Source organism: Bacteroidota bacterium, from assembly GCA_039111535.1.
In the GTDB taxonomy this organism is placed as follows: domain Bacteria; phylum Bacteroidota; class Rhodothermia; order Rhodothermales; family JAHQVL01; genus JBCCIM01.
Genome location: JBCCIM010000177.1, coordinates 1 through 13,547 on the forward strand (window position 1 = coordinate 1; position 13,547 = coordinate 13,547).

Below are 13,547 nucleotides of genomic sequence, written 5' to 3' on the forward strand. Positions count from 1 at the left end.
AAATTCGATCGTCTCTCTTGAACGTGATGATACTGAAACTGCTGAACAGAATCTTTTTTCCGCACAGCAGCTGGCGCCGGACCAGTTTGAAGTATTGTACCTGCTTGGCAGTCTTTATGAGAAGAAAGAAGATTTTCCTTATGCCCTCGAGTGGTACAACAAGGCCCGTGATGTAGCCCAGCCTGGACAAATGGAGCAGCTGGCTGGTCAGCACCTCGACACGATGGCGCAGGTCCACTCAGGTGGCAATGCGGTCCGTAAAAAGCTGAAGATATTTGTCCGCCGCGGATTTGATCAGTTCCTGTCTAACCTCATTGAGGGGCTGAATCCATTCTATGATGTAGAGCGCGTCGTGATAGATGCTGTCGACCAGATCGAGCCGGCTATGGAAGACGCCGACATTTGCTGGTTTGAATGGTGTGATGAATTGGTGATGTATGCCACGCGGCTTGAAATTTCGAAGCGAAAGCCTATCGTGTGCCGGCTCCATCGATACGAAGCATTTACGGATATTCCAGGGAAAGTACAATGGGAGCATGTGGATGCCCTGATGCTTGTCACGGATCACCTGATTACCATTTTACGGCAAACCGTACCCGGCATCGAAGACCGTGTGCAGGTTTCTGTTGTGAACAATGGCGTAGATACAGACAAAATTGCGTTTGCTCCCCGCGGTCACGGCTACAGCGTTGCCAGCGTAGGGTACATTCATATGCGCAAAAATCCGATGATGCTCCTGCAGATTCTGGAGAAGCTGGTTCGTTTCGATTCGCGCTATAAGCTGCACATAGCCGGCAAGTTTCAAGATTCCCTCGTCAAAATGTACTGGGATCATGCCATCCGCGAAATGGGCCTGGCAGATCATATCCAGTTTGATGGCTGGCAGGAGAACATCACAAGTTGGCTGGCTGACAAAAACTTCCTCGTTTCCACCAGCATACATGAAAGCTTCGGATACTCGATTGCTGAAGCCATGTCGATGGGCATCAAGCCGATTGTGCATAACTTCCCGTTCTCTACGCGTATCTGGCCCGAGCAAATCCTGTACAACACGGTTGATGAGGCGGTGGGCATGATCACTTCAAATGTTTACAGCTCCGTAGCGTATCGCAACTTCATCGAATCGAACTACGCACTCTTCGACCAGGTGACGCAGGTACGAAAAATTCTGTCGGGACTGCCGAAAGAGAAAATGCGCGACATCAAAACCCCAATGTTCGAGAAAGGCGCGTTGCAGAGCAAAGTCGATCAGTTAGTACAGCTAAAGACGCCGGCTGCAGGCACTGAGGCCGTCAAAGCTGCAAAAACCGAAGCGAAAGCTGAAGTGAAAATGGCTACGCCGGCTACCTGATCTGGTACCTGCCGTACCTGTTGCATAATTCAAGCCCGATGTTGTTAATTGGATGCGCACGCATCTGGTTCACCATCGGGCTTTTTTAATGCAGGAAATTTCTCAGGGTTACATGGCCTTACTGGCTGAGCAACTGGCATTTGTTGCTGCTTTTCTCGGTGGCTTCTCTGCTACGTTTTTGGGGACCTTGCTTGCCATCAAACATAAAGATGGACCGCATACCAAAATGGTGGTTGCACTAGCTATTTCAGCGTCTGCATTTATTGTGGCTGTCCTGGGCTTCACCGGAATGGTGGTTTATGGGCATCCCGACAATCCCATACCGTACGGATCGTATAACTATATGCGGCTCTGTGGAATTCTGGCGTTTTCGATAGGGATCTATAGCCTGTTGTGGGCTATTGGACTCAGCGGCTATATGATATCCAAAAAAATAGGCCGCACTACGCTGCTTATTGCAACCAGTGCGGCCTTGCTTACCTTTTTTATGCTGTTTGACTACAGCGCATGATGGCCCGTTTTACAAGCGCAAAATCAAGCGCGCCAGCTTACACAGTCTCTGGGAAAAGCTCACTAAATCGTGTTGCATGCTCGGGGTAGGCTGTACCGAACATGGTGGCAATGTTGTTGGCTTCTTCGCTATCCCCGAGGGCGCGTGATACCTGAAAGAGTTCAATCAAAGCCTCTGGGCTGTCTTCAATCAACAAAGATTTTTGAATAGCTGCGCGTGCATCCTCATACGCTCCCTTGAGCCGATCGCTGGTTGCCTTGAGCATCCAGGCCTCATGGTTTTCCGGGAATTTGAGCGTAGCAGCAAGCGCAAGCGTGCCTGCTTGATGCAGCTCTTTGGTGTGGAGGAGTGATTCGAAGGCAGCTTTCAGCTCGGCAAAGGTCGAATAGGTATAGTCGAGGTCTTCGAGTTTGGCTGACCCGGTTGCCGGCGCCGTGTCATCTTGCAAGAGCGACGCGGTGATTTTCTGCATGCGCTCTTCCCATTCCGGGTACTTGGCGCGCATGTAGTCGGACGTCCGTTTAGCTTCTTCATGCTGGTCGGTTGCAATGGATAGCTGAATCAGCTCAACCAGTGCCTCGGGCGTTTCATCAATCCGAATGGACGTGTCAAGCGCGCTCAATGCTTCATTATAGGCAAGGCTTTGCCGGTGTACGATCGCCTTCAGAATAAAAGGATAAGGCAACTCGCCATACTCGCGACAAGCATGCTCAGTGATGACCAGTGCTTCATCGAGTTTGTTGTTGCGTAGTGCAGTTTCGAACTGTGCGATGTACTGGTCGAAGGGGAGACGCGGTTTCTGTTGTGTGCTTGCCGGCGCTGAGAACTGGGGGACACGGGCCTGCGTGATCAGCCGGCCGCGCAAGATAACCGGAATGCCGCGTTCGAACATACCGTATTCCTGCCAGATTTGTAGTGTCTCCTTGTCTGAGGTGTTGGACCCGTGCTCAATGCCGGCTGGATTGCGATAGTAGAGCCCCAGGGTTTCAGGATAACGGTACAAGTTTTCCTGCTTGCCAATCCGGAGCCAGAACTCATAGTCGCCGGCAGAAACCATTTCATCGCGAAAATACCCATACTTCTCATGCAGTGATTTACGCCACATCGGCTGTGAGCCTATAATGCAGTGTCGCTCGAGCTCTGCATAGCTGTATGGTGGCCAGTTGAGTAATTTAGAGGAAGAAGTTGTCTCAAATGATTCATGCGCTACGGATGTGTCAATTTGCCCTGGGTACAGCAAGGCAAATTCGGGATGTGCATCAAGGTAGCGGGCAAGGGTTTCCAGTGCATCCTTCCTGTGCCGGTCATCTGTGTTGGCATTTGTGATGTAGCGGCCACTGGCCATCCTGATGCCGCGATTCCAGCTTGCATATAGTGTTTCACGTTCAGGTGCGCGGACGTAGTGGATGTTGTCGAAGTTGCGCTGGTATCGTTCGACAATCTCTTTTTCGTTTTCAGGGCTATGCGCATCGATTACGATAATTTCGAGCCCACCTTGCTGGTAAAGCGACTGGCTCACGAGGTTGTGGAGGCAGCCATCCATAAATTCTTCAGACGCATACGTGGAAACGATTGCTGACACCTTGATGTCGTGGTTCTCTGTTTCCGGCGTGCTGGCTTTTATGGAAAACTCCAGTGCTTTTTTTCGGGCTTCGGAGAACGTAAGGTCGCCTGTTATTTCGTTGAAATTTGAGTGGGTGTTGCGGAGGGCTGCGTAAACGCGACGGGCTTCTTCTTCTTTGCCGGCCGTCTTCAGGGCCCTCGCAAGGTACCACTCGACCCGCCAACTATCGATCTCATTGGCAAGTGCAGCCGTGTATGCAGATACAGCCTGTTCTGATTCTTCCCGTTTTTCGTGCACCAGGCCTTTCCATAGTTGCAGGTGCGGGTCTGAAGGCGCGTGTGTATTCTGGTCCATAATGGCATCACAAAGCAACGCCGGCGCTGCGGCAATGGAGTTATCAGCTGCTATTTGTTGTGATATTTCTGGGTGATGCAGGCTAATGGCAAAAGCCAGTCCGTGGTCGTCAAGTGCATCGGTGAAAATCTGCGCGGCGCCCGGTGTTTCTGTTGGCGTTTGCAAGGCCTCATCGCCGTATGGGGTGCATCCCCAGGCATGTACTTGTTTGGGCCGGCTGGCGAGAAAGCTGTAAATCTTGTTAAAGGTATACGCCGCATTGGTTGCTCCAAGGTGTGTGCGAGCAAAAATCGAAGCGTTTAATCCGATGCGCGCCCGCTCAACCGGGTTGTTATACAGAAACGTAACAGCACGCTGGAAATCTTCAGCTGTGTGTACAATCAGTCCCGTCTCATTATGCTTGATGAGGCCCCCGATGCTGCTGTGCGTAAACACAACCGGGGCAACACCGGCAAACATTGCTTGCTGCAGGTGCAGGGCTGCTGTGGAGCCCGAATGCTCTTTCACTGCGTAGCCAAAAACGTCGAGTTCTGCGAGGGTTTCCGGGAATGCCGATGCCGGCCTCATACTAAACTTGTAGCCGGCATGCAGTTGCTTTGCTGATGTTTCTATTGCTTCCGTAGAGCCGTCCCCACAGATCATAAAAGATACATCAGGAATTTCGATCGCCGTTGTCAGCGCTACCAGGTCTTCGCGAAGTTCACTTGCCGGCGTATCCGCAGAGAATCCTACGTTAAATCCACTGTGTGGCTGGGATTCAAAATTATTAAGCAAGCTGAAGTCGGCCGGTGGCACAATGCAGGTTTGTCTGTCAATTGGTTCGGATGCGTTTGTAACGGCAAAAGCCGGATGATTGTGATAAGAAGCCATTGTACTGGCCAGACGCACTTCAACCATTTGGGCAGCTGCCAGCGGTAGAATATGCGGTAACACATCCCCTGTAGAATGGCACCAGAGTACAAAGCGCGCCGGCGGAAGCGGGCGCCTGAGCAGCGTGTTGATAATGGGTGTGTTGGTGTATTCGATCTGAACGATATCGGCTTCCTCGATTTGCTGGAGCAACGTTGCTGCGTCCGGCTTGATTGTGAGCGCGATATCAGCTTCGCTTGCCCAGCTACCGGCTACCGGACTGGCAGTGTCCAGCGCCATGACTGTGTGCTGGTAATTGTACTGTCGTGCTGACCACTTGGCCATGTTCAGGATGGCCTTTATGGTTTTGTTGTTTTCGAGGTGCTCTACAAGGTGAAGGATTCTGGGCATGCGTAAGCCTGTTTGATCTAATCTGTTTGATCTAATCTGTTTGGTGCAGTGCTGTTTTGCACAGTACTGTTGGGTAGTGGCACAGCATCAGAATGTGCTGCGTTGCTGGGGTCTATAGAGATGTCTGAAAGATGTATGCATGTAAAAGGCAAAAGGTATTCCGCGCAACATGGAAGGGGCGGTGTATTTCTTATTCAGGCAGAAGCATGGCAAACGGGCAACCCTAAGGTTTCGGCTGCTGGTTGTAAACCTGAAATCTGCCCGAGATCGACCCTGTTTTCGGGAAAGGATTTCCGCCTCAGGGGCAATTCTTGGTGCAAGTGCTGCCCAGTTGAGAATTTCCAGGGGCAATACGCAAAGGGACCCGTTGTTGAAGGATGAGGGTGACTCATTTTGTGAATCCAATCAGCCGCAGTGCTACAATTATGGCAGGATATCTTGCGCCGACTTATGCAGCTTCGCTGGCCCATGTGGGGCAACCGGTACATCTGGAAGAAAGCGATGCCTGGGCGATTGCGCGCCCGATTGCCGGCAGTGGGCAATTAGATCTTGTTGGGTGTTATCCGTTGATGGCATGCCGTCATTGGGAACACATTGTTGCTGATTTGCATGCGCTGGCGCCGCAATACGTGAGCTTCACCATGGTCTCTGATCCTTTGGGGGCGTACAGCCAGGACATGCTTGCTGCAGCGTTTCCCGATCTGTGCCGGCCATTCAAAAAACACTTTCTGGTGGATCTGCAGGGAGACTATGCCGCCCATTTTTCATCCAATCACGTGAGAAATGCCCGCAAGGCGCACAAGGCCCTTGTAATTCAACGCGTTGCGCATCCGGGGGAGACATTGGATGACTGGTCGCGACTCTACCAACACTTGATAAAGCGCCATGCAATTCGTGGTGCTGCGGCCTTTTCCAGGGAGGCGTTTGTTATGCAGCTTAAAACGCCGGGTATCGTTGTTTACAAGGCTGCAATGGATGAAGAAACGGTAGGTATGGTCCTTTTTTATGAGATGGGCGGACATGTATACTATCACCTTGCCGCCTATACGGGGGCAGGGTATACAAACAAAGCTTCATTTGGAATTTTTCAGCAGGCCTTTGCTGATTTCAGTGCAGCCGGCCTGTCTGTTGTAAACCTTGGTGGAGGCGCCGGCCTTGAAGAAAATGCAGACGATGGCCTGACGCGCTTCAAGCGTGGATGGGCGAGTACCACTGCACCAGCCTATCTGTGCGGACGCATTCTGGATCATGAGGCTTACCAAAAGCTGCTTGCCGAAATGCCGGCCGGGCAAGACAATTTTTTCCCTGCATATCGCGTCAACTACTAAGTGTGGTTAAGGCAACTCTTTCCCTGGCTATATCTCGAATTTCCGGCTATTGCGCCTATGCCGGGTCGTAAAACCCCGTTGTGGAGCCGCATAAGCAGATGCCAGCCTTGGCATTCGCTTTGAACATGGTCTGCTCGAACTATCTATAAATGTAAGCCAGCCATGAGCGCATTCACGCAGACCTTCCTTGCTGATTTTTTCCAGTCGATCCATCGCGTTGAGCAAAATAACTGGGACCATCTCCGTTTCCAGGGAGATCACCCCCGGGCCAACAATTTTATGATCGACAATGCCGTACACTGGATGTACGCAATCATGCGAAACATCGATCAGTATGAAGCTGCCTTCGAGTTGCTGGAAGACGACTATTCACGTGCCTTGATGATCAAGCTGCTTGAATACGATATCCTGGACCATCATCACGTAAAGCTACCCCTGAATACGCCCGAGTTTTGGGCGTCGTACAACAGCGTTGATGAGAAGTATCTGGTCAAAAAAGATGCTGTGCCCTTTGGTGATGGGTTTGTAAACCTGTACCGCGTTCCGGATATGGATATGCAAATATATGGGCATGCGCTTACGGTACTGACCCAGTTTATTCTGAAGCAGTATTTCTTTCAGCGCGGGCCAGTTATTCAGCCGGCGCCTGGCGACGTTTGTATTGACGCGGGTGCATGCCGTGGAGAGGTTTCCCTGCATTTCGCCCATGCTGTAGGGCCCGAGGGGAAAGTGTATGGCTTCGAGTTTGTGCCGGCTAATATCGACATCTTTAAGCAAAATCTGTTGATGAATCCGGCATATAGTCCGCTGGTGCATCTGGTACCATATCCGCTTTGGCACGAGTCGGGGCAAGAGATGCGGTTTTCCGACCGTGGCCCTGCTTCCTCTATCAGAGATGGGAAAGATGCCACGGGAGACCTGGTGACCACAACCCTTACCATAGATGATTTTGTGAGTGGCGAAGGGGTTGATCGGGTAGACTTTATTAAAATGGATATAGAGGGCGCTGAGGTAAACGCGCTGGCTGGCGGGCAGGCAACGATCAAAAAGCATCTGCCCAAGCTTGCCATCTGTGCATATCATAAAAAAGACGACTTCTATCGGATTCCTGCGCTCATCAGGCAAATCGACGCCGGCTACAAATTTTATCTCGATCACTATACCATTCACAGGGAAGAGACGGTGCTGTATGCCGTTCATCCAGATAGCAGCCGAGGATGATATGATAGAGACGTTGGAGCAGGAGCCTATTTATGTTACGCGGCCCAGTATGCCGCCACTTGATGATTTTGTGGTGCATCTGGAGCGCATCTGGGAAAACCGGTGGCTAACTAACAACGGTGAGTTTCATAAACGCCTCGAAGCGGAGCTGGCTGAATTCCTCGGTGTGAAATACGTTAGCCTGTTTTCGAATGGTACCCTGGCGTTGCTCGTGGCTTTGCAGGCGATGCGCGTATCCGGAGAGGTCATAACAACGCCCTATACGTTTGTCGCAACAACGCATGCGCTGCACTGGAACGAAATTACACCTGTCTTTTGCGACATCGACCCAAAAACATACAACCTGGATCCTGCCTGCATTGAGTCGCTGATTACACCGCAAACGTCGGCAATTTTGCCCGTGCACGTATATGGTTATCCCTGTGATGTGAAGGAAATCTCTCGGATAGCAGACATTTATGGCCTCAAAGTTATTTACGATGCCTGCCACGCGTTTAACGTGCGGGTGGATAATGAGAGCGTGCTGAACTTTGGCGATTTATCTGTGCTCAGCTTTCATGCAACAAAGATATTTACCACGCTGGAAGGCGGCGCGATCATTACCAACGACGCCAAGCTGAAAACCCGTATTGACTATCTGAAGAACTTTGGCATAGCCAATGAGACAACCGTTATGGCGCCGGGGATCAACGGGAAGATGAATGAGGTGCAGGCGGCGTTTGGGTTGTTGCAGTTGCAATATGTGGAAGAGAACATCCAGAAAAGAAAAGAGATTACAGACCGGTATCGGACGCAGCTTGCCGGCGTATCCGGGCTGACCTTCCTCGAAGATATACCAGACGTCCAGCACAACTACAGCTATTTCCCGATTTTTATCGACGAAGAAAAATTTGGATTTTCACGCGATAATGTGTTTGATGTATTCAGGGAGAAAAACATTATCTGCCGGCGATATTTCTATCCATTGATCAGTCATTTTTCAATGTACCGAAATCTGCCGTCCGCCAAACATTTACCTGCTGCAGAAATAGCCGCAGCGCAGATCATATGTTTGCCTTTGTACCCTGATCTTGAATTAAGTGTTGTGGATCAGATTTGTGACGTGATACAACACTTTGAATCGTTGCGTGATGAACTCGCTTTGGTTGCCTGATGAACATACAAGGAAAAAAAGTACTGCTGCGTGCCATCGAAGAGTCTGATTTGGAATCATTGCACCGTTGGGCAAATGATCCTGCGATCTGGCCCCTGCTGGCGGGCTGGCATTTCCCTACGTCCATGCAGGACCAGCGGAAATGGTACGCCTCCCTTTCTGTCCAGTCGCTGCATCAACGCTTTGCTATTCAGGCACCCGACGTTGGGCTGATTGGTACAGCCAACCTCGTAGACATCAACTGGAAAGATCGCAATGCCTTTCATGGCATGCTGCTCGGTGATGTAGACATCCGGGGGAAAGGCTATGGTAAAGATACCATTATGACCGTAATGCGCTATGCTTTTGAGGAGTTGGGCCTGGAGCGGCTCGATGGCTCGATGATCGAATACAACGAAGCTTCCCTCGCCGTCTATATTCGCAAATGCGGGTGGAAGGAGGAAGGCCGGCAGCGCAACTACTATTTCCGGAAAAACAGGTATTGGGATAAAGTTATTGTCGGCGTGACGCGCGCAGATTACTTTGCGCTTGTCGAAGAAAACGGGTACTGGGAAGACGCAGGCTGAGCCGGCGTTTGAAACAGCAATTCACATGCCTTACCCCGGCATATAGCAGACGGATACTGTCTGCCTGCTGCACATGCTTTCATTTCGCAAAGGCGGATTCCCGCCATAATGTTCAGGATTATTCGTGGCGTTGCAAGGAAAACACATCGTAGTGCCTGGCGGTGCCGGCTATATCGGCGCAGTGCTGGTGCCACATCTCGTATCGCATGGGTATCGTGTTACCGTTGTCGATACTGCTGAGAGCGGGGTCGAGGACTTTTATGGGCATAGGGGGTGGCATACATCCTGTTGCAGCTGATATCCGCGATGTCGATGCAATGGCGCGTTGCCTCCAGGATGCTGACGCAGTGATTTATCTGGCTGGCGTCTCTGATGGACGGGCAGGCAAAGCCAACCCGGCGCTCACCTTGGATGTGAACGTGCGCGGGTTTGAGCGCTTTGTTGATGTTGTAAAAGACAGCCCGTGTCGGCGTTTCCTGTTTGCGTCTACTTTTGGCGTATATGGTTACAGCTACACAACACAGCTGGTTGAATCGATGCCGCCAGATCCGCAAGAGCCGTATTCGCTTTCAAAATGGAAAGCAGAGCAGATACTGGCAGAAATAAAGACGGATCAATTAACCATTACCTCTCTGCGGTTGGCGATGGTGTTTGGATATTCTCCGCGGATGCGCAACGCGTTTATCGTCAACCATATGATCGATCAGGCCCTCAGCACCGGGCAAATAGATGTGATGGGAGGGCGCCAGGTTCGGCCACAACTCTATATCAGGGATGTTGCCCGGTACTTTACTGCGTTGCTTGAAAAGCCTGCCGATAAGATAGCCGGCAGGGCCTTCAACGCCTGCGGTCTCAATCTATCCCTGATGGAGGTTGCCGTGTGTATTCGCCAGGTCCTGGGGGGCAATATCCAGATCAATCAACTTCCTGCACGCGAAGGAGAGCACACATTTCAATTAAACCAGGACCTTCTTGCCGGCACAACCGGCCTGGTGCCGCAGGGCACCATAGCTGAGGCTGTGTTAGAAATCCAACGTGCACAGGTTGCCGATGCTGCAGACCTCGTTTCTGCATTTGACAGCTGACAGGTCCGCCTGAGGCCTGCGTACCGTACAGCAAATCACATAACATCTCAATGAAGTGGAAAAAATACGGGCACATCTTCGTGCCGGATGGGTCTCGAGACTGGGCGATGAGTCATGCACAGGTGCCCATCGTCAAACAACTCGATGAAGCAACACTGCGCATTTATTATGGCACACGCGATGTGCAAAACCGGACGCGCATTTCCTTTTTTGACACCCGCGCAGATGCTCCGGAAGACATAATTTATGTCCACGATGCGCCGTTGCTGCCGCTTGGTGAAGCCGGCTTTTTTGATGACGCAGGTGTCATGCCATCTGATGTAATTACAGTAGACAATACAACCTACCTGTACTACGTAGGCTGGAATACGGGCAACACGAGCCGTTATCGGACCGCCATTGGATTGGCGACAAGTACGGACGGCGGCGCTTCTTTTAACAAGGTGGCTGACGGGCCAATTATGGACCGGACCATGACCGACCCCGTGTCCATTTCTTGCCAGAGCGTGATGCATGTGGGAGACCAGTGGAAAACCTGGTACATGTCTTACAGCAAATGGGAAGCGCGTAACGGACAGACCGAGCCTTTCTATGAAATCAAATACGCGGTTTCGCAAGATGGTGTTGATTGGAAACGCCCTAACCATACCTGCATCCCGCTGCTAGAAGGAGAAGGTGGGGTGGCATGCCCCACAGTTATCGAGGAAAATGGCCTGCATCGCATGTGGTATTCAACCCGTGGCAGCGGAGATTATCGGGGGCAAAAAAATGAGAGCTACAGGATTGGCTACGCGGAATCAGAAGATGGTCTGACGTGGACGCGCCGGGACGCCGAAAGCGGCATTGATGTCTCGGATACTGGATGGGACGGTGACATGATTGCCTACCCCTACGTAATCCGCGTAAATGGCCGGCTTCTCATGTTTTACAATGGCAATGGATTTGGACGATCGGGTATTGGTTATGCAGAATGGCAAGACGCCTAGACGATTTATCTACACTTCACACGGCTGGAGCGCCAGCAACTGGTTGGCATTCGCACTGAACCTGCATCCTGATATTGTATGCAGCCACAGCGCGCGCAACATGCTTGCTGACAAGAAAAACATGAACAGCAATGCAAACTTGAAGGCACATCTGGCGCAATTGCACAAGGGGTATGTCTCGCGACAAGAACGGTCATTTGATGCCGCCTATGCAGAAATTGAGGACATGGGTACAGCGGTAATGTATGGCTCCGTGCACGTGTACCGTTTGCGGGATTTGCCTGTTGTATTTAAGAAATTTGGTCAGCCTGCGGATGCGTACAATGTGCTGAATTTGGTGCGTCATCCGGTGTCGCTTGTTTGGTCGGGCTATGGGCAGTTCAAGGACCTGTTCAGGTACGACTTGAATGAATTGCACTGGACTTCGGGCAAAGTATTGCGAGAGGGTGGAAGCTTTCTTTACGATCTCGCAGCGGAGTATGATCTGAACATAGGTGAGCTAGATAATCTGGCTTTTCTTGGCGCGTGCGCGGTGCTGGGCAGCTTGCGATTGGACTTGAATGCCTTGCCGCATCTGGCAGAGATGCCTGGCATTACCTTTCACGGCCACACCTGCATGGAGCAAGTTACTACAGCGCCAGCGGTGCTGGCAACAGCCATTCAGACGCTATCTGACGACACCCTTGTTGCCGATGAAACCTATCTGGATGCGGTTTACGAGGCCGGCGTGATCAATGAACACAAGAAAGATCGCAACAAGTTCGACGCAAGCGCCCGCTTTGACCAGTTTTTCGACTGGCAGGTAGCGGCCTTCAAATTTTTCTTTTCCAAATACAACCTGCAGCCGGCTTACGAGGCGTTGGGTTACAACTTTGATTTTCTTAAAAACTGAGAAACGTTATGGATGCCGGCCTGCCTGGACAAATGAATACCGCTACCGCTACGCCACAAATTAGTGTTGTGGTGTTTTCCTACAATTTTGGACCATTCATCGGAGAATGCCTCGAAAGCCTGGTCAGACAAACGCTGCGGCCGGCTGAAATTATTGTCTGCGATGATTGTTCTACCGATAACGCCTGGGATATCATTCAGCAGTACAAAACTGCGTACCCGGACCTGTTCAGGATTTTCCGGCACGAAGTCAATATTGGGCACATCGAAAACGGTATTTTTGGCAAAGACCAGGTGAGGGGGAATCTTGTTACGCTGATGGACGGCGACGACCGCTGGCATCCAGACAAACTCCGGCTCGAATGGCAAGCCTTGCAACAAAACCCGCGCGCAAAAACCGCCTACTCCGGGGTCAACCTGATTGATGCGCAGGGTAATGTGATCGGGACCTGGATGGATCCTTCAGGCAAGCCACCTCCTTCCGGAGATGTCTTTTTGCAAACGCTTGCCAAACGATTCTTTCCCAATACGGTCAGCCTGTTTAGAAATCAGCTGATCTACACTGATGTTATGCGGGAGTTGGGCTACAAAGGGCATCACAAACGCCTGATTCACGCAGACTGGAATCTGAAAATCAAGCTGGCTGCCAGGGCAGAGGTGGCTTATTCTGGCAAACCTCTCGTGGATTATCGACAACACGGCACAAGCATCCATAAAGTGAAAAACGATCACCTGTACGTGTCTGCACAGCATGTGATTGCCAAAAACATAGCATTGCTTCGTACACGTACAGATGCTGAAATTGATTACGTGCTAGCCGGCATCAATGCCCTCATGATTCGTCTTGCTACGCGCTGCAATAAACCGATAATCTCTTTTTCCAGAGCAAACATTTTCCCACCCAAAGTACTGGGCAACAGTTTATCGCATGCGGGTGGGCAATTTTTGCGCAGCGTCATTGGTTTACTGCCTGGCATACAGCACGCGGATACTGCTTTTGAACAACGGGCTGGCGAAATGCCTGCTAAATCGTGTATCCAAACGCGCATTGATGTACCGGCCTATATGCCAGCGCTACAAGCGGAGGCGATGTTATCAGGCCTCAAGCCAGGAGACGCGGTTACAGGCGCAATACCGTACTCAAAATCCATGGATGCGCTGCTGCGGGAGCAACAGATGAAAATGGTGATGGTGTTGCGGGACCCGCGCGATGCCGCTGTGGCTCACGCACAACATGTGACGGCTACTCCAGCACATCCATTTCACGCATTTTATGC

12 protein-coding genes are annotated in these 13,547 nt (G+C 51.2%); 11 read left to right on the forward strand and 1 reads right to left on the reverse strand.

What is annotated here, in order from left to right; all coding sequences use genetic code 11:
• Both AAF564_21085 and AAF564_21090 read left to right on the forward strand, forming a co-directional pair.
• Positions 1 to 1,351, forward strand: a 1,351-nt coding sequence (locus AAF564_21085; GenBank protein MEM8488058.1) for a tetratricopeptide repeat protein, incomplete at its 5' end; no start/stop codon positions are given.
• Between the two features lie 88 nt (positions 1,352 to 1,439).
• Entirely contained in the window at positions 1,440 to 1,862 is a 423-nt protein-coding gene (locus AAF564_21090; GenBank protein ID MEM8488059.1) for a hypothetical protein, read from the forward strand.
• A gap of 37 nt (positions 1,863 to 1,899) precedes the next feature.
• Here the strand turns inward: AAF564_21090 and AAF564_21095 are convergent, their stop codons facing one another.
• Entirely contained in the window at positions 1,900 to 5,040 is a 3,141-nt protein-coding gene (locus AAF564_21095) for a glycosyltransferase (GenBank protein MEM8488060.1), read from the reverse strand.
• Between the two features lie 425 nt (positions 5,041 to 5,465).
• Between AAF564_21095 and AAF564_21100 the strand changes: the two genes are divergently transcribed.
• From AAF564_21100 to AAF564_21140, 9 genes are all read left to right on the forward strand, one after another.
• Complete coding sequence (locus AAF564_21100) at positions 5,466 to 6,368, forward strand: GNAT family N-acetyltransferase (protein ID MEM8488061.1); 903 nt, start codon at positions 5,466 to 5,468, stop codon at positions 6,366 to 6,368.
• Between the two features lie 162 nt (positions 6,369 to 6,530).
• Positions 6,531 to 7,589, forward strand: a complete 1,059-nt coding sequence (locus AAF564_21105) for an FkbM family methyltransferase (GenBank protein ID MEM8488062.1) — start codon at positions 6,531 to 6,533, stop codon at positions 7,587 to 7,589.
• 1 nt (position 7,590) lies between these two features.
• Positions 7,591 to 8,742 (forward strand): DegT/DnrJ/EryC1/StrS family aminotransferase, encoded by a 1,152-nt coding sequence (locus tag AAF564_21110; GenBank protein ID MEM8488063.1) that lies wholly within the window; start codon positions 7,591 to 7,593, stop codon positions 8,740 to 8,742.
• Positions 8,742 to 9,308 (forward strand): GNAT family protein, encoded by a 567-nt coding sequence (locus tag AAF564_21115; protein MEM8488064.1) that lies wholly within the window; start codon positions 8,742 to 8,744, stop codon positions 9,306 to 9,308. The genes AAF564_21110 and AAF564_21115 overlap by 1 nt, the downstream gene beginning before the upstream one ends.
• A 187-nt stretch (positions 9,309 to 9,495) precedes the next feature.
• The gene (locus AAF564_21120; protein ID MEM8488065.1) at positions 9,496 to 9,606 is read left to right on the forward strand and encodes a hypothetical protein; all 111 of its coding nucleotides are present in this window, start codon (positions 9,496 to 9,498) and stop codon (positions 9,604 to 9,606) included.
• Positions 9,569 to 10,393, forward strand: coding sequence for an SDR family oxidoreductase (locus AAF564_21125; GenBank protein ID MEM8488066.1), 825 nt, complete (start codon positions 9,569 to 9,571; stop codon positions 10,391 to 10,393). The genes AAF564_21120 and AAF564_21125 overlap by 38 nt, the downstream gene beginning before the upstream one ends.
• Positions 10,394 to 10,443: 50 nt before the next feature.
• Positions 10,444 to 11,379, forward strand: a complete 936-nt coding sequence (locus AAF564_21130; GenBank protein MEM8488067.1) for a hypothetical protein — start codon at positions 10,444 to 10,446, stop codon at positions 11,377 to 11,379.
• Positions 11,324 to 12,271: a hypothetical protein gene (locus AAF564_21135; GenBank protein ID MEM8488068.1), complete on the forward strand. Its 948-nt coding sequence runs from the start codon at positions 11,324 to 11,326 to the stop codon at positions 12,269 to 12,271. The genes AAF564_21130 and AAF564_21135 overlap by 56 nt, the downstream gene beginning before the upstream one ends.
• Before the next feature lie 8 nt (positions 12,272 to 12,279).
• Positions 12,280 to 13,547, forward strand: a 1,268-nt coding sequence (locus AAF564_21140) for a glycosyltransferase (protein ID MEM8488069.1), incomplete at its 3' end; no start/stop codon positions are given.

Excerpts from the sequence above, each read along its gene's own strand:
- AAF564_21095 (MEM8488060.1), bottom strand. The coding sequence starts at position 5,040 with ATGCCCAGAATCCTTCACCTTGTAGAGCACCTCGAAAACAACAAAACC.
- AAF564_21110 (MEM8488063.1), top strand. The coding sequence starts at position 7,591 with ATGATAGAGACGTTGGAGCAGGAGCCTATTTATGTTACGCGGCCCAGT.
- AAF564_21125 (MEM8488066.1), top strand. The coding sequence starts at position 9,569 with ATGGGCATAGGGGGTGGCATACATCCTGTTGCAGCTGATATCCGCGAT.
- AAF564_21090 (MEM8488059.1), top strand. The coding sequence starts at position 1,440 with ATGCAGGAAATTTCTCAGGGTTACATGGCCTTACTGGCTGAGCAACTG.
- AAF564_21115 (MEM8488064.1), top strand. The coding sequence starts at position 8,742 with ATGAACATACAAGGAAAAAAAGTACTGCTGCGTGCCATCGAAGAGTCT.
- AAF564_21105 (MEM8488062.1), top strand. The coding sequence starts at position 6,531 with ATGAGCGCATTCACGCAGACCTTCCTTGCTGATTTTTTCCAGTCGATC.
- AAF564_21100 (MEM8488061.1), top strand. The coding sequence starts at position 5,466 with ATGGCAGGATATCTTGCGCCGACTTATGCAGCTTCGCTGGCCCATGTG.
- AAF564_21130 (MEM8488067.1), top strand. The coding sequence starts at position 10,444 with ATGAAGTGGAAAAAATACGGGCACATCTTCGTGCCGGATGGGTCTCGA.
- AAF564_21135 (MEM8488068.1), top strand. The coding sequence starts at position 11,324 with ATGGCAATGGATTTGGACGATCGGGTATTGGTTATGCAGAATGGCAAG.